This is a genomic window from Flavobacterium luteum (assembly GCF_008806775.1).
In the GTDB taxonomy this organism is placed as follows: Bacteria; Bacteroidota; Bacteroidia; order Flavobacteriales; family Flavobacteriaceae; genus Flavobacterium; species Flavobacterium luteum.
The window spans coordinates 217,452-239,169 of record NZ_WAEM01000001.1 but is presented as its reverse complement, the minus strand read 5'-3'; the positions used below and the strand labels follow the sequence as shown (position 1 = coordinate 239,169).

The following is a 21,718-nucleotide window of genomic DNA, read 5'->3' as shown; positions in this document are numbered from 1 at the left end:
TCTTGGGAGTAGATTTAAATATACTTTCTTTAATTTATTTGATATACATAATATACAATACTAAGTATTTTTATACCACATGATAATGAGACATATAAGCAACTTAATCAATAACTATGTGAAAATATTTATATTGATGAAATTTAAACATTTAGGAGAAAATTAAGAATTAGATTCAAGGGCTAATATCTATTTTTCATCTTAAATTCCTTATTTTTGCAAAAAAAATTAAATGACACTACTTAAAAAATTTTCTCCTTTCTATAATCTTGCCATTTTATATCTTTCTATAAGTTTAGTTTTAAGAATATTTTTACTTTTTCATCCTATAACTCAATCGACTTTTGTTGCAACAGATATTTTTAAAATTTTTACTTTCGGTTTGTTATCAGACTTTTTTATTTTCATTGTTGTAAGCTGTTTTTTATGGCTTTATTTGATTTTTATATCTAATACAAAGTACTTAAAACCTTACGGTTATATAATTTTTGGGTTATTAATTACTTTATTAGGATACGTTACTTTTTTTAATACAATTCTTAATGAATACGGTGGTGCTTTACCTGAAATCGGTATTAGTTTCATTACTATAAAAACCGTTTTATTTGGATTATTGCTTTTTTTGCCAAAATATAGAAGTACGATTAGATTTTGGCTTTTTAGCTTTGTTATCTTCTTATTTGTGGTGCTATTTCTTCAAAATGCAATTAGCGAATACTTTTTTTGGAATGAATTTGGAGTAAAATATAATTTCATTGCCGTTGATTATTTGGTTTATACCAATGAAGTAATAGGAAACATTATGCAATCCTATCCTGTTGTACCCATATTTACAGGACTTTTTATTGTGGCTGGATTAATAACATATTTGATTGTTAAAAAATCTAAAAACTATATTGAAAATATTCCTACTTTTAATGAAAAACTACAATTATCAGGGATTTATTTAGGATTATTAGGAGTTTCATTAGTTTCAATTCCGTTTTTATCAATCAAAGAAAATTCTCAGAATATTTTTGCTAATGAGTTGCAAGCTAATGGAATTTATAAATTTTATTTGGCATTCATAAATAGCGAATTAGACTATTTCAAATTTTATAAAACCTTGCCAGAAAAGCAGGCTTACAATTTATTAAGCAATCAAATACCAAATATTTTTGGGCAGTCTACTCTACGAAATATAAAAAGTGTTGCTGCCGAAAACCATAAAAATGTAGTTTTAATAACAATTGAGAGTTATAGTGCCGAGTTTTTAAAAATGTATGGAAATGACCAAAACCTTACTCCTTTTTTAGATAGTTTAGCCACAAAAAGTTTATTGTTTACAAATTTATATGCTGTAGGAAATAGAACTGTTCGTGGTTTAGAAGCTGTAACCCTTTCTCTACCTCCAACGGCTGGAGAAAGCGTAGTGAAAAGAGAAGACAATAAAAACAAATTTTCTACGGGAAGTGTCTTTAAACAGAAAGGATATAATGTAAAATATATGTATGGTGGTGATGCATTTTTTGATAATATGCAAGATTTTTTTACTGGAAACGGATATAATATTGTAGATAAAAAAACATTCCAACCTAACGAAATTACTTTTCAAAATATTTGGGGAGTTTGTGACGAAGACATGTATAACAAAGCCATTAAAGTAATGAACTATGAAGCCAAACAAAATAAGCCTTTTTTTAATCATATTATGACCGTTAGTAACCATCGCCCATTTACTTTTCCTGACCATAAAATTGATATTTCCGGAAGTGCAAAATCACGTGAAGGTGGCGTAAAATATACTGATTTTGCAATGAAAGAATTCTTTAAAAATGCAAGTAAGCAGTCCTGGTTCAACAACACTGTTTTTGTTATTGTGGCAGATCATTGTGCTTCGAGTGCCGGAAAAACAGAATTACCGTTGGATAAATATCGCATTCCAGCCATGATTTACAGCCAAAGTTTTATTCCCCCTAAACAAGTGAATCAACTTATGTCACAAATAGATTTAATGCCTACGTTGTTTGGTTTATTGAATTTCAATTATCAAAGTAAATTTTTTGGACAAGATGTTTTAAAAGAAGACTATAAACCAAGAGCTTTAATTGCGACCTATCAAAATTTAGGTTTGATAAAAGATAATGTTTTAACAATCCTCTCACCTAAGCAAAAGGTAAAACAATTGCAGTTAACGGTTTTACAAAACCCTAAACTAGGCTCTAATTTTCAGTTATTTTACGAAGAAAAGCCCTTACAAAAAGAACGCAAAGATTTAATAAATGAAACCATTTCCTATTATCAAACTGCTTCAGATATTTTGAAAAAGAAACAGTATCAAAATTAATTTTCTGTTTTTATAACATCCCATTATATTTCCTAATAAACCATTCTGAAGAAAGTGTAATTGTAATTAGAATTAGCAACCAAATCCAATCAATTAAAGGGGTTTTCTTTATAATTACTTTTTGAATGGCTTTATAATTCTCATCGTCTAGAAGTAATTTTATAAGTTCCCCTACTTGCTCAGGATAATATACTTTTCCTTGAGTTCGTTCTGCCAATTGAGTTAGCTTTGAAACATCTGGATTTACAAATTGTTTCTCAATATCAAAGTCAATTATCTCAAAGTAGCCATTGTAAGTGGTATTTGATTTAAGTTCCTTTACAGAAAATGTGTATTGACCAGCAGCGAGTCCATCTAAATTAACTTTAAAAGACGTATTGGTTTTAAGTAAATCGTATCTTTTTATTTGCTTTGTAATCTTATTCGTAACCGAAATAGTTAAACGTGCCTTTTCATCAAACTCATAATTTTTATTAAAATATTGAGCCGTAATTTCTATGGCATCACCTGAATTATAAAAACTTTCATGATTCACTACCAATGATTTTTTAGAATTAGTAGAGGCTAAATATTGAATAGTTTTATCTATAAACAAATCGAATTTCTCAAATGATTTAGTGTCTAAATGAGTTTGTAAACGCCATTTCCAAATATCTTCTCCCAATAAAAAAGCCGAACGTTTACCTTCATTCTCTGAATATGCTAACAATGGGGCATTTGTTGAGATATTTCTAATTTTTGAAGAAAGTAAAACCGAAACATTATTGTTTGAAGTAACAGTTCCAAAGGCACTTTGTAACGGCGGAAACTGTTCAAAACCTATATCATCTAATGCAAAAAGATTAAATTGTTCATTAAAATTGGCCAAATAATCTTCTTTTTGGTTGCTCATTTTAAAAACCAAACTGTTCTGTTGTTGGTTCAAAAAAGCATAATCGGTATTAATTCCAGTGATAATAAAAGTGTTTAATCCTGCTAATTTATTGGTTTCGAAAACCGACTTAAAGTCAGGAGTTGGTTGGTATAATATTAAAATATTATAATCTTGTAATGATTTAATATCCTTTGGCTTAACTATAGTTACTTTTCGTTGTACATTAGTTACAATAGCCCTTTTTAGCGCACCTATATCAGGATGGCTTATTGCAGAAATTATAGCAATGTTAGATTTTTGATCAATAACTTCAACAGCGAAATTTTTAGTGTTGTTATAGCTATTTTTTTCTTGCTCTTTAGAAGAAATAGTTGCTTTAAAAATTTTTAATCCAATTTTATCTGCTGGAAGCAATACATTTATAATTGCCGATTTTTTTGATGCCGAGAAAGAAATAGTTTGTTTATGTAGTATTGAATTTCCTTGAGATATACTAAAATCAGCGTTCAACATTTTGTTTCCAGAATAATTCAAAAATACTTCTACTGGAAACTTATTCTTGTGAAAAGCATATTTATTGACATTGAGTTGATTCACTTTTAAATCTAAAAAATTGGTGGTATCACCAACTACTATTGAAAATACTTTATTATTTGAATCAAAACTGTACACATAATCGTTTCCAGAAGTTTGGTTCCCATCAGTAATTAAAATCGTTGGATAACTGGCGTTTTTATGAATACTTTTTAAATTCTGCGCCACTTCATCAAGATTGGTTTGAGTTCCTTTAAAATCAAATAGCGTTTTGTTTTCAAACTCAGAATCAAAACCATACGATTGCACATCAAATTTATCTTGTAACGCTTTATTTTCTGAAAGTTTTTTATACAATTCTAGTGAAACTTCATTAGCTTTTAAATCCAATATTGACCCTGAATTATCTACAACAATGGGCAATGGAGATTTTAAGATTTCGAAAGTTTTTCTGGAAATTATTGGGTTAATTAGTAATAATAAAATACCAAAAATGGTCATAAAACGCAATAAAGCCAAAAGCAAAGTTACATTAGACCTGCTTTTGACTTTATACAAATAATTATAAAACGACAGACCACCAGCTATAATTAGCGATAGTAATAGCAATAGAATGGTGGTTGTTGTCATTTTTTTAATTTAAAGATTAAAAGATTTAATTATTAAAAAATTATAAATTGTAATTATTATAAAAATCCTTAAATTCTTAAATTCATAAATTTTTTAATTTATGTTAACATTCCACCACAAACATTTAAAACCTGACCTGAAATGTACCCGCTCATATCTGAAGCAAAAAACAAACAAGCGTTAGCAACATCCTCTGTTGTTCCGCCTCGTTTTAAAGGAATTCCGTCTCTCCATCCTTGCACCACTTCATCACTTAATTTAGCCGTCATTTCGGTTTCTATAAAACCAGGAGCAATAACATTACAACGAATATTTCTTGAACCCAATTCAAGAGCTACCGATTTTGAAAACCCAATAACGCCAGCTTTAGAAGCCGCATAATTGGTTTGCCCAGCATTTCCCTTCACTCCTACTACTGAGCTCATATTTATGATAGATCCTGAACGTTTCTTTAAAAATGTTTTCTGAATGGCTTTAGTCATATTAAAAACCGATTTCAAATTTACATCAATTACGTTATCGAAATCTTCTTCAGACATACGCATCAGTAAGTTGTCTTTAGTAATTCCGGCATTGTTAATTAAAATATCAACCGTTCCAAACTCAGCTAAAACAGCATCTACAAAAGTTTGTGCTTCATTAAAATCGGCAGCATTGCTTTGGTATCCTTTGGCTTTAATTCCCATTGCGTTCAACTCATTTTCAAGAGCCATTGCCGATTCTACAGAGGAACTATATGTAAAAGCAACATTTGCACCATGTTTTGCAAAAACTTCGGCAATTCCTTTCCCAATTCCACGACTTGCGCCAGTAATAATGGCTACTTTTCCTTCCAGTAATTTCATATACTATAATTAATTTAATTTTTATTTGGAGCTGTTTCCTGCTATCCGTTACAATCTTTTATGTTTTTGGCAGTAAAAACATAAAAGGATTTCCACTTCTATCAGGGCTAATTTACACCTGTCAAATATATAATAAATACGGATTTAAAAAAAATGAGAAGTTCAATTAAACCTTTAAAAAATTATTAAGTCCAAAAAGTTTGCTACTTTTCCCAAATGAAAAATAACCAAAGTGATTTTATACAACTATACGAACAGTACAAAGTATTGGTCTATAACGTATCACTTAATTATTTGCAAAATATAGAAGATGCTGAAGAAATCACTCAAGATGTTTTTATTCAACTATACGAATCATTGGATAGATTCAATGAGAAATCTTCTATAAAGACATGGATTTACAGAATAACCATCAATAAATGTTTGGATTATATCAAGCATAAAAACAGTCAGAAACGCTTTTTTATCTTTGGAAAAAAGTCGAAATCTGATTTTGAAATTCTAAACATCTCTTCTTTTGAACATCCAGGAGTTTTGATGGAAAATAAGGAAAAATCTGAAATTTTGTTTAGTATTATTAATGAGTTGATAGGAAATCAAAAAACGGCTTTTATTTTATCTAAAATGGACGGTTTGAGTAATCCTGAAATTTCTGAGATTATGCAACTAAGCATTTCATCAATAGAATCATTAATTTTTAGAGCAAAAACAACCTTAAAAGAAAAATTAGCACAAAAATTTATAGAATACCGCAAGAAAAAATAATTAATATCGTCTAAATAAATATGGAAACTGAAAATTGGATAAACGAAGTTTTAAACAGCACGAACGGAATGATGAAAGTTGAGCCTAATGACTCGTTGTTTTCTAAAATTCAAAATAGAATGCAACTTAAAAACAGCGTTTCAAGTAAAACTCTTTGGTTAGTCGCTGCATCAATTGCTATTTTATTAGCTTTAAATATTAGTGCTATTGTAAAAAGTCAATCGAAAACGGAAAACAAAATAGAATACTCATTATCAATTACTTTAGATAAAAGTAATCAATTATATTAATACTAATTATGGATAAAACAAAACTATTAACGATTGCAATACTTGCTTTGTTGCTATTGAATTTAGGAACATTAGGGTTTTTATTTTTTAATGGTTCTAAAGAACGGCAATTATTTAATTTAAGTGGACCACAAGAAAAACCTGAACCAAAAGAAATCATTATCCACAAATTAAATTTTGATGCTGTACAAGTTACTGAATATGAAAAACGTATTGATTGGCACCGAAGTGAAATTAGACGAATTGAGGATGAAATCAGGAGTACTAAAAACGAATTGTGTTTGCAGCTAAATAAAGATACCATTTCTAATACAACTAAAGATAGTTTAATAAATGCTTTGGCAAACTATCAAAAACAAATAGAGTCTACTCATTTCAAACATTTTCAGGATATTAAAAAAATATGTCGAAAAGAACAATTAGCAGACTTCACTTATTTAACAGAAGATCTGTCTAAAATATTTTCTCATCCACGGAAACCACCAAGATAACAATGTATAAAACACTACTGATTGGTTTCGTTTTTAACTTCTTTTTCTTTCAAGCCTCATTTGCCCAAAAAGCAGCCGATTCTTTAATACTAAAGCTTCATTTAAAATTTGGAAAAGACGATTTAGAACTCGGAAAAAAATACGTTTCCACAAAAAAAGATACTTTACAGATTGATGTATTTAAATTTTACATATCGAATATTGAAATTCAATATTCAGATAAAAAAGTATACAACCCAACAAATAGTTATCATTTGATTGATATTGAAAACTCAAATTCCTTGCGAATTCCTATTGGCTATAAAAATAATTTAGCCATTAAAAATGTTTTTTTTAATATTGGCATTGACAGTACGGCAAGTGTTTCTGGAGCTTTAGAGGGTGATTTAGATCCTACAAAAGGAATGTATTGGGCTTGGCAAAGTGGTTATATTAATATGAAGATTGAAGGCAAAAGTTCCAGTTGTAAAACAAGAAAGAATGAATTTCAGTTTCATATTGGTGGTTATATGAAACCTAGTTACGCCATAAGAAAGGTTCAATTAGAAGCAAAAAATCAAGAAATAGATGTAAGTATTGATGTTTCTGAATTCTTTTCAGCAATAAAACTTTCCAAAATAAATTCCATCATGATTCCAGGTAAAGAAGCCATGGAACTGGCCGATTATAGTATAAAAATGTTTAAAACAGAATGAGATTCAATTTAAGAAATACATTATTCATCGGATTGCTAGTATTTATTTCATTGTCTTTTGTTAAGAAATTAACAGAACCGCTCTATTTTGAAGTACCTAAAAGTTGGCCAAAACCTCATTATAATTTTAAAGACAATCCTTTAACTGAAGAAGGCTTTCTATTAGGCAGAAACTTATTTTACGATCCCATTTTATCTCGTGACAACACAATTTCATGTGCGAGTTGTCATTTGCAAACTACTGGTTTTACTCACGTGGACCATGCTTTAAGTCATGGAATTGATGGTAAAATAGGCACAAGAAATTCCATGACTCTAATGAATTTAGCGTGGTCTAAAAGTTTTATGTGGGATGGAGGTGTCAATCATTTAGATGTGCAGCCCATTGCTCCTATTACAAGCGAAGTAGAAATGGATGAAACCTTAGAAAATGTTGTGGAAAAACTTCAAAAAAGTGAAAAATATCAAATCCTATTTAAAAAAGCATTTGGCACTACAAAAATTACAGGGCAAAGACTTTTAAAAGCCTTATCTCAATTTGAATTGTTATTGGTTTCTTCCAATTCAAAATATGACAAAGTGATTAGAAATGAAGAAAAGTTTACAGAACAAGAACAAAAAGGGTATCATTTATTTAAAAACAATTGTTCTTCCTGTCATAACGAACCGCTTTTCACAAGCGAAAAATTTGAAAATAATGGATTAACAATTGACACAACCTTAAACGACATTGGAAGAATGAAAATAACAAAAAAACCAGAAGATTATTTACGATTTAAAGTGCCAACATTACGAAATGTTCAATTTACTTTTCCATACATGCACGATGGTAGATTCAAAACATTGACAGAAGTTATCAAACATTATAATTCATTGGGAAACAGTAAAAATGTATCCAAACAACTATCAAAACCTATGAATTTATCTGATAATGATCGTGTTGATTTGGTTGCTTTTTTAAAGACTTTAACGGATACCGAATTTCTTTTTAACAAACGATTTCCTTTTCCGAAAGAAAATTATGAAACACTCACGCAAGAATAAAATTTATTTACCGTCTAATAGTTTAAAATAATCTAATAAATATGAAAAAAACTCTTTTTATTGCCAGTGTTGTCTTTTATTCAATTATTGTACAAGCACAATATAATAACATGTCAATGCCTGAAGCACTTTATGGTAAAACATTTAATTTGAACATTCATGAATCTACCAAACAATTAGTTACAGGAAATCAAACTATAACTGGAGCGATTAACAATGAGACGTTTTGGGGGCCAACGCTGTTTATAAATAAAGATGAAGAAGTTCGTTTGAATGTGACCAATAATTTAAACGAATCTACCACAGTTCACTGGCATGGCATGCATTTACCTGCTGTTATGGATGGCGGTCCTCATCAAGTCATTCCAGCTGGGACTTTATGGCAACCCTATTGGACAGTTAAAAATCAAGCGTCTACTTTATGGTATCATCCACATTTACATGAAACCACACAAGCGCAAATGACCAAAGGAGTTGGTGGTTTTATTATTGTCAGAGATTCACAAGAAAGTTCCTTGGCATTACCCAGAACTTATGGAGTCGACGATATTGTCTTAGCATTAACCAGTAGAAGTTATAACTCCGGTACAAATACCTTTGTAACACCACCAGCATCTACTCGTGTGTACGGTGATTATATGTTAAGTAACGGAACTCCAAAGGCACAATATACTTTGCCTAAACAATATGTGCGTTTACGAATTTTGAATGCAGAAATAGAAAGAGGCTACAATTTAGCATTTAGCGATAACAGAACCTTTTATATTATTGCCAATGATGGAGGTTTATTGAATGCTCCAGTTGCTATTTCTGGAACCAATAGAGTAAAATTAATGGTCGGGGAAAGAATTGAAATTTTGGTAAATTTAGCAAATGATGCCATTGGTTCTACGGTAGATTTGAAAGCATATAATTCAGGTTTAGCATTAGGGTTTCCTGGTGGAGAACCAAATACCACTGGACAATTTGGAAGTTTATTAAATAATACCGATTTTTCGGTTTTACATATTAATGTTGGGGCAACTACAACTACTACAACTCCTATTACAGCAGTGCCAACAACTTTAGCCACAAATGCCTATTGGGCTGCTTCAGATGCTACAGTAACTAGAGCAATAGCAGTAACGGGAGGACAAGGCCCGATGCCTTTTAGTTTAGATAATCGTACATTTGTTTTAAATTACATTAACAAGACAATTAATCTTAATGACATAGAAAAGTGGACAGTTACAAATAACAACATTTTTGGACATTCCTTTCACGTTCATGATATTGAATTTAAAGTAGTTGCTAGAAATGGCTCGGCCGCCAATGTAGGTACTCATGAATCAGGCTGGAAAGATACTTTTTATGTACCAAGAAACGAATCAGTAACTTTCGTTGGGAAATTTGATGATTTTGCAGATGCTGACGTGACACATCCATATATGTACCATTGTCATTTTGCTGGTCACGAAGACGGTGGAATGATGGGACAATTTATTGTCACTACGCCTTTAGCTACTACTAGTTTCAGTAGTACAAACGCTTTTACTTTGTTTCCAAATCCAAGCAGTAATATTCTTTTTGTAGCACTTAAAGATGTTAATACAGAAATTTATTATGTTACGATAACTACTATTACAGGTCGTGTAGTGATGATGCTTCCTCAACCTCAATGGCAAAACGGAATTGACATTTCTTCTTTAGAAACTGGGGTTTATATATTTCAAATGATGGATAAGAAAACGAAAAGTGTTACCACTCAGAAATTTATAAAGAAATAAGAGATGAGAAAGTATTTTATTTATTTGACTGTTTTTACTCTTCAATTTGTTTTTTCGAGTTATGCTGATTTTAATAAAGAAAGAAGTATCTCAAATTTCAAATTAAAAAGCGCTACTACAAATAAATGGGTTGCAATTTCCGATTATAAAAATGCCAAAGGATTTATTGTGGTTTTTTTATCCAATAAATGTCCAATGGCAAAATTTTATTCAAAGCGATTGAATCAGATAAATGAAAAATATCAAAATAAAGGAGTCTATTTATTGGCCATAAATGCTATGGATACTTTAGCCTATGCGGATGAATCCTTTGCTAAAATGAAAAAAAAATCAAAGTCTGACAATTTTAGTTTTCCCTATTTACAGGATAAAAACCAAACAATAGCCAAACAATTTAAAGCCGAAAATACCCCACAAGCCTTTGTCGTTTGGAAAAATAAAGCCGGTAAATTAATTGTAAGATATCAAGGAGCTATTGATGATAACGCTGGCGAACCTGAGAAGGCTGAAAATCATTTCCTAACTGATGCAGTTGATGAATTGTTAAATAGAAAAAAAGTAACCGTTTCTAAATCGGAATCTTTTGGTTGTAAAATATATTACAGAGGAGAAAAAAATAATATGAACTAAATAAATTAAAAATGAAAAAAATATTATTCGTAACAATTATTGCAATAAGTTGGAACACATTTGCTCAAACCAATCCTGCAATTACTAGTTGGTTAGTAAACTCAACAGGAATTACTGGTCGTCATTATGTAGCCAACAATTCTACGCCTATCAATGATGCAGTTTTAGCCAATGTGCAAACTGTAAAATATAATGCAACCTATTCTTATATTTCTGCAACTGGGATTCCTGCATATATAACTGGACCTTTTAAAGATGGAAATACTTCATTAGCGACAGCTCAAAATAAAATATTCAGAATTCCATTAGCACCAGTTCAAGGAACAGGAATAGTATCAACGACTGGAGGAAATATTGGAGTTTTTAAAAACGGTGTAGCTTTATTTGATTATAGGGATGGCGTAGCCTATAGTGCAACTGCTACAAATGGTATATGTGGTGGGCCTCCAAATAATCCTAGTTGTCCAGGCGGAATGGGTACAACCCAAGCTTGGAATAGAGATGCAATTCCTGCAGAAAAAGCAGGATTTGATTGTGCAAAAGCACATCCTGCTATGGGGAATTATCATCACCATCAAAATCCAAGTGCTTTTAATTTGGATTTAACTGTAATTTCGAATATTTGTGATGCTTATCCATCAGATGGGTTGTATGTAATAAATCCATCTGAACATTCTCCATTATTAGGTTTTGCTTACGATGGTTTTCCTATTTATGGTGCATATGGATATACCAATACTAACGGAACTGGAACTATTACTCGAATGAAATCGAGCTACCAATTAAAAACCCAAACTACAAGAAGTGGTGGGCCAAATGTTGGCCAAACCATAGGAACACAAACTTTTTTTAATGGTTATTTTAAAGAAGATTATGAATATGTTTCCCATACAGGTGATGCCACCTACTTAGATACACATAATGGTAGAATTTGCAATACTCCTGAATATCCTGCATCCTTGTATCCAAATGGAATATACTGTTACTTTGCTACTGTAGATGCCAATCATAATTCGACCTATCCCTATGTAGTTGGCCCAACATTTTATGGAAATATAACAGTCAGTACAGTAAATTCTGTTCCTTCAGGAACAACAACCCTAGCCACTAATTCATTTGATAATACGGATTATAAAGTTTCTATTGCTCCAAATCCAGCTTCAGAATTTATTGCCATTCAAACACAAATGACAGAACAAGATATGAATGTTGAACTGATAAATGAACTAGGTCAAATTGTTAAAACAAGTAAAATTTTACAAGGGAGCACATTGTGCATTATTGATACCGATACTGTTTACAATGGTATTTATTTTGTAAAAATATCAAGTAGACAAAAATCAAAATCGTATAAAGTAATTATTAAAAAATAAGAGTCTTAATGTTTGTTTTGTTAAGAAAAGGTTTAATTCAATAAATTGAATTAAACCTTTTTTAAATTTAAGTTTATCCAATTAACCCTATTTACTATTTAACATTAGTTTAAAGTATTGATTATCAAAAAATAGTATTTAATTTTTTTTTTAAAATCTTTTTTTATATACCTTAGAGAATGAGATTATTTTATTTCATTTTAACTAATACAAAACTACAATGCTGGTAAATACTAAAAATTTAGAAATTGCTTTGCGTTCAGAAAGAAGTAAATTCAAATCTGAAAACGACATTTTAGATGATGTAAAAGCTATTTTATTGGAAAATGAAGAACTTAGAAAAGTCATTAAACATGAACTTCAAACCAAAAGTTCAACAAATCAAAATGATTTTGTGTTCGATTTAATAGAAACGGACAAAATATTTCATATTCAAGAAATAAAAAATGTGTGTATCGATTATAGGTTACGATTCTTGGATAGTCATTTTTATAAAAATGAAATTCCTGAAGAAGCCATTTCTAAAATAGCAACTTTGGAAAAAAATCATGGTACAAAACTTAATGGATTTAAAATTATCGCTCCAAGCAAAGCATTTCATTTATTGAATTATGATGACCCATTGTTGTTTGCACCCATAGGAAATGACTATTATTACTTGATTCACAAATGGGGGAATGATATGAGTCCAGTACGAAAACTAATGGTTAAACCAGTCAGAAATTTATCAAATTTCATTATTTTTAGTTTGATACTAAGTGTAATTATCACTTGTTTTGTCCCAGCAAATAATTTAAGCAAATCGATCCCTTTTGCCCCATTTATCATTTTTCTATTTATGTTTAAATCTGTTATTGCTGTATTCTGCTATTACTTCTTTATGTTAGGCAAAAATTTCAATGAAGAAATTTGGCAAAATAAATATTACAATAATTAACAAAAAAAGTCCCGATTGCTCGGGACTTTCTATATTCAAAATCAAGAAATTAAATTATTTCTTTTTTTCGTTTTTTTCCATTTTTGCTTTCAAACCAGCAAGAATATCATTGTTATCGCCCAACGTTGCAGCTTGTGCGTTGTTATTAGATGAAACTGCTTCAGCAACTGCTTTTACATTTTTCTCTTCTTCTTCACGGAAGATAGCCGTGTGAGATGCAACAACTCTTTTGAATTCTTTGTTAAATTCGATTACTTTGAAATCAGCAGTATCCCCTTTTTTCAATTTCTTACCGTCTTCTTTTTCAAGGTGACGAGTAGGAATAAAAGCAACGATATCATCACCAAATTCTACAGTAGCTCCTTTGTCAACAATTTCAGAAATTTCACCTGTGTGGATAGTTCCTACAGCAAAAGAATCTTCGTATTGATCCCAAGGATTAGCAGTTGTTTGTTTGTGACCTAAAGATAATTTACGTCCGTCAACATCTAATTCTAATACAACTACATCTAGTTTTTCACCAACATTTACAAATTCAGATGGGTGTTTGATTTTCTTAGTCCAAGAAAGGTCTGAGATGTAAATTAATCCATCAATTCCTTCTTCTAATTCTACGAAAATTCCAAAGTTTGTAAAGTTTCTAACGATACCTGTATGTTTAGAACCTACTGGGTATTTAGAAGTAATATCAGTCCAAGGATCTTGAGATAATTGTTTGATACCTAATGACATTTTACGATCATCTCTATCAAGAGTTAAAATAACTCCTTCAACAATATCACCTACTTTTACGAAATCTTGTGCCGAACGCAAGTGCGTAGACCATGACATTTCAGAAACGTGGATCAAACCTTCTACACCTTCAGCAACTTCGATAAATGCTCCGTAATCAGCGATTACAACTACTTTACCTTTTACTTTGTCTCCAATTGCTAATTTAGCATCTAAAGCATCCCATGGGTGAGCGTTTAATTGTTTCAATCCTAATTGAATTCTTGTTTTTTCATCATCGAAATCAAGAATTACAACGTTTAATTTTTGGTCTAATTCTAATACTTCACTTGGATGGTTGATTCTACTCCAAGAAAGGTCAGTAATGTGAATTAATCCGTCAACACCACCTAAATCAATAAACACACCATAAGAAGTAATGTTTTTAACAACACCTTCTAATACTTGTCCTTTTTGTAATTGACCAATGATTTCTTTTTTCTGTACTTCAATATCCGCTTCGATAAGCGCTTTGTGAGAAACAACAACGTTTTTGAATTCGTGGTTGATTTTCACCACTTTGAATTCCATCATTTTATTTACATATACATCGTAATCTCTAATAGGCTTAACATCAATTTGAGATCCTGGTAAGAACGCTTCAATTCCGAAAACGTCAACAATCATACCCCCTTTAGTTCTGCATTTTACAAAACCATTAACGATTTCTCCTGTTTCGTTAGCCGAAATAACTCTATCCCATGATTTGATAGTACGTGCTTTTCTGTGAGATAATACTAGTTGACCTGTTTTATCCTCACGGATGTCAATTAATACTTCTACTTTGTCACCTACTTTTAAGTTTGGATTGTAACGGAATTCATTCAATGAAATAACACCTTCCGATTTTGCGTTGATATCAACAATAACGTCTCTATCTGTAATTCTTACAACTACTCCTTCTACTACTTCTTCTTGATCCGTATCAATAAAAGTTTTTGATACTAATTCTTCAAATTCAAGCAAGTTTTTTTCGTCAACGGCATCAATACCTTCTTCGAAATTGTGCCAGTTAAAATTTGCTAAAAACTGCTCTTGTGATTTTAATGTTTCAGACATGCTGATAAAAAATTTGTATTCTGTTTTCCATGTGTTTCGTAATGCGGTTGAAAAAACAGAAGTTGTTTTTATATAATTTGTTGATACCTAAAGGAAACACTGCTCGCCAAAAGGTGTGCAAAAGTAATTCTTTTTTATGTATTTGCAAAATTTTTAAGAAAAGAAAGTAGAAGAAAAAGTTATGATAAATGACTTAAAATCAGGAGCTGTTTGTTTTGGTTGTTAAGCAATAAAAAACCCGACAGACTTTAAAAATTTGTCGGGTTTGATTTGTAAAAATATATTTTCTAATGACTCACATTAATTACTTCATTAGGATTATGTTTGTATTTAAAAACCAGTGCAAATAAAATGGCTATGACTAAAGCATAACCAGCAAAAGAAAACCAAACATTTGGCCATTGTACTTTATTATCAATTGTGAAATATGAAACTGTTCTTCCTGCAAACTCACCACCTAATATAGCCCCCACACCATTGGTCATCAACATAAATAAACCTTGAGCGCTTGAGCGCATTTTGCTATCTGTTTCTTTTTCTACAAATAATGAACCTGAAATATTAAAGAAATCAAATGCCATTCCGTATACAATCATCGATAATATTAAGAATATAACTCCTGAACCAGGATTCCCAATTCCAAATAATGCAAATCGTAAAACCCAAGCAATCATACTAAAAATCATTACTTGTTTTATTCCAAATCTTTTTAAGAAAAATGGAATTGTTAGAATAAAAAGTGTTTCTGAAATTTGAGATAACGAAATAATAAATACGGAATGTTCTACTCCAAAGGTTCCTTGATATTCTGGATTCGAACCAAAATCTCTAATAAAAGTATCCCCAAACATATTTGTTATTTGTAGTGCTGCACCTAACAACATTGCGAAAACAAAAAATATTGCTAGTTTTTTTTGTTTGAAAAGTACGAAACTATCCAATCCAAATTTACTTGATAAAGATTGATTTGTATTTTTATTTTCTGCTGGAACATCCGGCAAAGTAAAACATAACAATCCAGTAACAATCATGGCTACAGAAGCAAAAACAAATTGCATGGTGTTGGATTTCCAATCTGTCAAATCAGTCATCCACATAGCTAAAATAAAACCTACTGTTCCCCAAACACGAATTGGCGTAAAGGTTTTTTGAACATCATAATTAAATTTATTAAGTAAAGCGTAGCTTACCGAATTATTCAAAGCAATTGTTGGCATGTAAAAACAACTAGTAGCAAAAATAATCCAATACATTTCGGAGGAATTCGTTGCTTTAGTAGCAAAGTAAATCGCTATTCCAGCTCCGATATGTGCAAAACCCAAAACTTTTTGCGCACTAAAATATTTATCAGCAATTATACCTAATAGTGCAGGCATAAATAAACTTGCCCAACCCATTGAACCATATGTTCTTCCTATTGATAAACCAATACTACTTCCTTCTATTGGTCCAAAATTTTGTCCCATATATCCACCTAATGAAATCAGCCATGCTCCCCAAACAAAAAACTGGAGAAAATTCATTACAGTTAATCTAAATTTTAAACTCATAAATACCTTAGTTTTGATTTTTTGTTATTAATTGTACGTAAATCTACTATTAAAAATCAAATAAACAAATATTTATACGTTTTTAGCAACATCCAGAACCAAATCTAAAACGGCAACAAATTGTTCTTGCTTCGAAACATTAGAATTATCAAATTCTAAGGCATCCTCAGCTTTGACTAGTGGGGAATCCTCTCGATGGCTATCAATATAATCACGTTCTACTACATTTTTCAATACTTCTTCAAAGGTGACATTACTCCCATTTCGGAGCATCTCTTTAAACCTTCTTTGAGCTCTGGTTTGAGGGCTTGCTGTCATGAAAATTTTAACTTCAGCATCAGGAAAAACAACTGTGCCAATATCACGACCATCCATAACAATACCTTTTTCTTTACCCATTTCTTTTTGTTGTTCTACTAATTTGGAACGAACTTGTGAAACTTCGGCCACTTTACTCACGAAATTAGAAACTTCTAACGTTCTGATTTCAGTTTCAACATTTTTACTATTGAGAAACATTTCAGCAAATCCTAAATCAGCATTAAACTTAAATTGCAAATTGATAAATGATAGACTATTAATAAGCGATTCTTTATCAAAAAACTCAGCTCCAATATATCCGTTTTGCATTGCAAATAAAGTAACAGCTCTATACATAGCACCAGTATCGACATATACATAACCCAAATGTTTTGCCAATTGTTTTGCTAAAGTACTTTTACCTGTAGAAGAATATCCGTCTATTGCAATGGTAATTTTTTTCATTTTTTATTAAATTTTTATAATCCAAAACAACTATTTTACCCTAATTATTGATCTTGAAAATTAATAGTTAATCCAAATAAACTGGTGTTTGCAGCCAAAGTATATCTTGAATAAGAATAATCAAATTTAAGTCGTCCCATTTTTAAACCGAATCCTAGTGATATTCCCGAAAAATTTCTTTGTTCTTCTAATCGTAATTCTTCGCCTCTTCTAAAATTATAACCCAAACGAACATTAAAACTTTTTTTAGGGAAAAGTTCTGCACCTATAATTACGTGACGTAATGCATTATTTACAAATGAAACTTTCTCTTCTGTTGAGCCTCCGTCTAGACTATTTACAGCCCTGTTAGGATTAGAAAAGGCCAAATTCCATTGTTGCAAATTTTCTAATGTAAGATGCCAACGAAGCGGAACATTCTCTACTTGCTGTGATATTCCTACCATAATTTCCATTGGTAGTTTTTCGCTAGTGCCATTATAAGTCGTAAATTGTGTACCAATATTTCTAATGACTAAAGCATAATTTACGTCATTTTCTTCATCAATATATAAACTCCCTACATCTATTGCCCCACCAAATGAATTATACGTCTCTAAAGTTGAAGATATTAATTTTGCACTAACGCCAATATGAAAATCAGTGTACGGAATATTATAGGAATAGCCAAAATTTAAAGCTATTTCGCTTCCTGTAAAACTAGCTGTGGCTGTTCCGTTTTCATCATAACCATCTATATCCCCATAATTTACATAATTTACTCCTGCTTGAAAAGTTTGCACGTGTCTATCAAAGGTATAAGCATAAGAGGCAGTTCCGTATGTTGCTGCTCCAAAATAACTTCCGTAATTCAAAGCCAATCGATTGTGCATTTCTTGATTAATTGTTGCCGGATTAAAATTAGCCTGATTCACATCATAATCATAAATGGTAATGGTTTTTCCTCCTAAAGCTGCTTGTCTAGGAGAGGTTACCAAATTTAGAAACTGATATACCGATTTTCCTCCAATTTGACTGTAAGACAATGTACTCCATAAAATCAGAAAACAATAAAATTTCATTTTAATCATGTTTGCAGCCGCTGTTTCAATAAAGTATAACGCAAATGCGAAGATATTATTTTTAATAAAAAAAACGGCTAAAAAATAAGCCGTTTTATATTTTAAAGTGATTTGGCATTTTTTGCCTTTTGATTGGTAATGGCTATTGCCAAAACCTCGCTCATTTCCTTGACATAGTGGAAAGTTAGTCCTGAAACGTATTCCGATTTAATTTCATCGATATCACTTTTATTTTCATGACACAATATAATTTCTTTAATATTTGCTCGCTTTGCAGCTAATATTTTTTCTTTTATACCTCCAACAGGTAATACTTTTCCTCGTAATGTTATTTCGCCAGTCATGGCTAAACTTTTCTTAACTTTCTTTTGAGTTAAAACAGATACTAAAGAGGTAAGCATCGCAATTCCTGCACTAGGACCGTCTTTAGGAGTTGCTCCTTCTGGAACGTGTAAGTGAATGTTATATTTAGTTAACAATTCTGGTTCTAATCCTAAAAGTGCTGTGTTGGCCTTAATATATTCTAAAGCAATAGTCGCTGATTCTTTCATTACAGTTCCTAAATTTCCTGTAATGGTCATTCCTCCTTTTCCTGGAGAAATTAATGATTCTATAAATAAAATATCTCCCCCAACGGAAGTCCACGCCAAACCAGTTACTACTCCTGCAACATCATTATTTTCATATTTGTCTCTATCCATTCTAGAAATTCCTAGAGCACTTACAATATCCTCATCCGTAACTTTTTTGTTATATTCTTCCTCCATTGCGATGGATTTAGCAGCATGACGGATTACTTGAGCAATTTTAGCCTCTAAACCTCGAACTCCAGATTCACGGGTATAACCTTCAATTATTTTCTCTAATTGTTTTTTACCTATGGTTAATTGTTTTGTATTTAGTCCATGCTCTTTTAATTGTCTTGGAAATAAATGACGATGAGCAATCTCTAATTTTTCTTCTATGGTATATCCCGACATTTTTATTACTTCCATTCTATCAACAAGCGCTGGTTGAATTGCTGACATATTGTTAGAAGTTGCAATAAACATTACTTTAGATAAATCATAACCCATTTCTAGAAAATTATCATAAAAAGAATTGTTTTGTTCTGGATCTAAAACTTCTAATAAGGCAGATGATGGATCTCCTTGATGGCTGTTGGATAATTTATCAATCTCATCTAAAACAAAAACCGGATTTGAAGTACCTGCTTTTTTCAAACTTTGAATAATTCTTCCTGGCATAGCGCCAATATAAGTTTTCCTGTGACCTCGAATCTCAGCTTCATCACGTAAACCACCTAATGAAATGCGAACATACTCTCTACCAAGAGCTTCTGCTACCGACCTTCCTATAGATGTTTTTCCGACACCCGGTGGTCCTGATAAACAAATAATTGGCGATTTCATGTCATTTCGCAATTTCAAAACGGCTAAATGTTCAATCATTCTTTTCTTAACATCTTCTAATCCGAAATGATCTTTGTCTAAGATTTTCTGTGCCCTTTTTAAATCAAAATTATCTTTAGAATATTCATTCCAAGGCAACTCTAAAAATAATTCCAAATAATTTCTTTGAATTCCAAAATCAGGTGCTTGTGGATTCATGCGTTGCATTTTAGACAATTCTTTCTCAAAATGCTTTTGAGTCTTTTCGTCCCATTTTTTAGTTTTAGCCTTTTGACGCATTTCATCCAACTCTTCTTCTTGTGAAGCTCCACCTAATTCCTCTTGGATGGTTTTCATTTGCTGATGAAGAAAATATTCGCGTTGTTGCTGGTCTAAATCAAAACGGACTTTAGACTGAATATCATTTTTCAATTCCAGTTTTTGCAATTCGATATTCATATATCGAAGAGTCTCTAATGCTCTTTCTTTTAATGCATTAATAGCTAATAAATCTTGTTTTTCTTTAACTGATAAATTCATGTTAGAAGTAACAAAATTGATTAAAAAAGATTGGCTTTCAATATTCTTTATAGCAAATGTAGCTTCACTAGGTATATTTGGACTTTCTTTTATAATTTGAATAGCAAGCTCTTTTATAGAATCAAGAATAGCCAAAAATTCAGTATCGTGCTTTCCTGGTCGTTTTTCTGGAACTTCTTTTACAGTAGCTTTGATGTAGGGCTTTTCCGAAATGACTGCGTCAATTTCAAAACGTTTTTTTCCCTGTAGGATAACTGTTATATTTCCGTCTGGCATTTTAAGCACTCGCAAAATTCTAGCAACTGTACCAATTTTGTGAATATCATTTTTTGAAGGATCTTCATCTTCTTCATTTTTTTGAGCTACAACTCCAATTATTTTTCCTTCTGCATTTGCATCATTAATTAATTTTATTGATTTGTCTCTTCCAGCTGTTATTGGTATAACAACTCCAGGAAATAAAACCATGTTTCGCAAAGGTAAGATAGCTAATGATTGAGGCAATTCTTCATTATTCATTTCTTCTTCGTCTTCTGGTGTCAATAGCGGAATTAACTCGGCATCTGAACCAAAATCTTGTAGTGACATATTGTCAAGTGTCAGTATTTTGTGCTGTGGCATATAATTGGGTAGGTCAAAATGACATTAAGTTTATAAATTGAATAACAAATATAATATATCTTAACAAAACTTTAATTTAAAATCGATGTATGGTATATTAATTTGTTGAATATATTAAAATGACAAACTTTATGCCATAAAAAAATCCGCAAGAAGCGGATTTTGATATTATTGAAAATTTATTGAATTCCTATGGTATATGGAATATTCTTAAAAGTTCCATTTGTAAATTCTTTCGTATAGGTTATTAAACCATCTCTATAATAGCCTGTATAATCAAAACTTCCAGATATTCTTTTGTTTACTGTATTTATAGATGTAATTTTAATTTGACCAGTATTTGTTAATGCATCTGCTGGGTTTATACTTGAATATATTTGCTGGTTTACTCCTGTAGAATAAAGGATTACGCTCTCATTTGTTGGATACGTACCTACAGAATTACCTGCAATAGCAAATGAAAAAGATTCATTGTTAGTTCCTTTGATGGCATTAATTGAAATTTCTCCGTTTGAAATGACAGCTTGTGCTTCATCTGCCGTAAGCGTCTGACCACTAAAGCCTACTTTAAAAGAAACGGGTAAAAAAGTATTATTTGAATCGACAGAAGGATTATCATCATTATTACATGAAAATAAAGTTACCATTGCAATAAGAGATAAATAATATGTAATTTTATTCTTCTTCATTAATTCTAAAGTGTATTAATTTGCAAATGTACCGATTTTGATTCTCAAAAAAAAGCAATCTTAATTTATTTT

The 21,718-nt window shown here is 31.0% G+C and carries 18 protein-coding genes; 10 read left to right on the top strand and 8 right to left on the bottom strand.

Going from position 1 to position 21,718, the window contains the following annotated elements; translation table 11 throughout:
• Nucleotides 1-232 precede the first annotated feature (232 nt).
• Nucleotides 233-2,326: an LTA synthase family protein gene (locus tag F6464_RS01085; RefSeq protein ID WP_151105901.1), complete on the top strand. Its 2,094-nt coding sequence runs from the start codon at nt 233-235 to the stop codon at nt 2,324-2,326.
• A 10-nt stretch (nt 2,327-2,336) separates the two neighbouring features.
• On the opposite strand, the gene F6464_RS01080 is transcribed toward F6464_RS01085, so the two are convergent.
• Together F6464_RS01080 and fabG are read right to left on the bottom strand one after the other, a co-directional pair.
• Nucleotides 2,337-4,364, bottom strand: coding sequence for a hypothetical protein (locus F6464_RS01080; protein ID WP_151105900.1), 2,028 nt, complete (start codon nt 4,362-4,364; stop codon nt 2,337-2,339).
• Nucleotides 4,365-4,462: 98 nt separating this feature from the next.
• Nucleotides 4,463-5,209, bottom strand: a complete 747-nt coding sequence (gene fabG, locus F6464_RS01075; protein ID WP_151105899.1) for a 3-oxoacyl-[acyl-carrier-protein] reductase — start codon at nt 5,207-5,209, stop codon at nt 4,463-4,465.
• 216 nt (nt 5,210-5,425) lie between these two features.
• Here fabG and F6464_RS01070 point away from each other — a divergent pair, with 216 nt between their 5' ends.
• The 9 genes from F6464_RS01070 to F6464_RS01030 all read left to right on the top strand — a co-directional run bounded on the left by F6464_RS01070 (nt 5,426) and on the right by F6464_RS01030 (nt 13,199).
• Nucleotides 5,426-5,974, top strand: coding sequence for an RNA polymerase sigma factor (locus F6464_RS01070; protein ID WP_151105898.1), 549 nt, complete (start codon nt 5,426-5,428; stop codon nt 5,972-5,974).
• Between the two features lie 20 nt (nt 5,975-5,994).
• Nucleotides 5,995-6,264, top strand: coding sequence for a hypothetical protein (locus F6464_RS01065; protein ID WP_151105897.1), 270 nt, complete (start codon nt 5,995-5,997; stop codon nt 6,262-6,264).
• An 8-nt stretch (nt 6,265-6,272) separates the two neighbouring features.
• Nucleotides 6,273-6,755, top strand: a complete 483-nt coding sequence (locus F6464_RS01060) for a hypothetical protein (RefSeq protein WP_151105896.1) — start codon at nt 6,273-6,275, stop codon at nt 6,753-6,755.
• Between the two features lie 2 nt (nt 6,756-6,757).
• Nucleotides 6,758-7,450: an MbnP family protein gene (locus F6464_RS01055; RefSeq protein ID WP_151105895.1), complete on the top strand. Its 693-nt coding sequence runs from the start codon at nt 6,758-6,760 to the stop codon at nt 7,448-7,450.
• Nucleotides 7,447-8,493 carry a cytochrome-c peroxidase gene (locus F6464_RS01050; protein WP_151105894.1) on the top strand — a complete coding sequence of 349 codons (1,047 nt, stop codon included), beginning with the start codon at nt 7,447-7,449 and terminating at the stop codon, nt 8,491-8,493. Before F6464_RS01055 ends, F6464_RS01050 begins: the two co-directional genes overlap by 4 nt.
• A 41-nt stretch (nt 8,494-8,534) precedes the next feature.
• Complete coding sequence (locus tag F6464_RS01045) at nt 8,535-10,259, top strand: multicopper oxidase domain-containing protein (protein ID WP_151105893.1); 1,725 nt, start codon at nt 8,535-8,537, stop codon at nt 10,257-10,259.
• A 3-nt stretch (nt 10,260-10,262) separates the two neighbouring features.
• Nucleotides 10,263-10,889, top strand: a complete 627-nt coding sequence (locus F6464_RS01040; protein ID WP_151105892.1) for a redoxin domain-containing protein — start codon at nt 10,263-10,265, stop codon at nt 10,887-10,889.
• A gap of 11 nt (nt 10,890-10,900) precedes the next feature.
• Nucleotides 10,901-12,262: a YHYH protein gene (locus F6464_RS01035; protein ID WP_151105891.1), complete on the top strand. Its 1,362-nt coding sequence runs from the start codon at nt 10,901-10,903 to the stop codon at nt 12,260-12,262.
• Nucleotides 12,263-12,482: 220 nt separating this feature from the next.
• Nucleotides 12,483-13,199, top strand: coding sequence for a hypothetical protein (locus tag F6464_RS01030; protein WP_151105890.1), 717 nt, complete (start codon nt 12,483-12,485; stop codon nt 13,197-13,199).
• Nucleotides 13,200-13,253: 54 nt separating this feature from the next.
• On the opposite strand, the gene rpsA is transcribed toward F6464_RS01030, so the two are convergent.
• The 6 genes from rpsA to F6464_RS01000 form a co-directional block, all read right to left on the bottom strand.
• Nucleotides 13,254-15,029 (bottom strand): 30S ribosomal protein S1, encoded by a 1,776-nt coding sequence (rpsA, locus tag F6464_RS01025; protein WP_151105889.1) that lies wholly within the window; start codon nt 15,027-15,029, stop codon nt 13,254-13,256.
• Between the two features lie 287 nt (nt 15,030-15,316).
• Nucleotides 15,317-16,579, bottom strand: coding sequence for a nucleoside permease (locus F6464_RS01020; RefSeq protein ID WP_151105888.1), 1,263 nt, complete (start codon nt 16,577-16,579; stop codon nt 15,317-15,319).
• A gap of 72 nt (nt 16,580-16,651) precedes the next feature.
• The gene (cmk, locus tag F6464_RS01015; RefSeq protein ID WP_151105887.1) at nt 16,652-17,344 is read right to left on the bottom strand and encodes a (d)CMP kinase; all 693 of its coding nucleotides are present in this window, start codon (nt 17,342-17,344) and stop codon (nt 16,652-16,654) included.
• Between the two features lie 44 nt (nt 17,345-17,388).
• A complete protein-coding gene (porQ, locus tag F6464_RS01010) occupies nt 17,389-18,405 on the bottom strand; it encodes a type IX secretion system protein PorQ (RefSeq protein WP_225318009.1) in 1,017 nt (338 codons plus the stop codon).
• Nucleotides 18,406-18,506: 101 nt separating this feature from the next.
• Nucleotides 18,507-20,957 carry an endopeptidase La gene (gene lon / locus F6464_RS01005; RefSeq protein ID WP_151105885.1) on the bottom strand — a complete coding sequence of 817 codons (2,451 nt, stop codon included), beginning with the start codon at nt 20,955-20,957 and terminating at the stop codon, nt 18,507-18,509.
• A gap of 179 nt (nt 20,958-21,136) precedes the next feature.
• Nucleotides 21,137-21,646 (bottom strand): DUF6252 family protein, encoded by a 510-nt coding sequence (locus F6464_RS01000; protein ID WP_151105884.1) that lies wholly within the window; start codon nt 21,644-21,646, stop codon nt 21,137-21,139.
• Nucleotides 21,647-21,718: the final 72 nt, after the last annotated feature.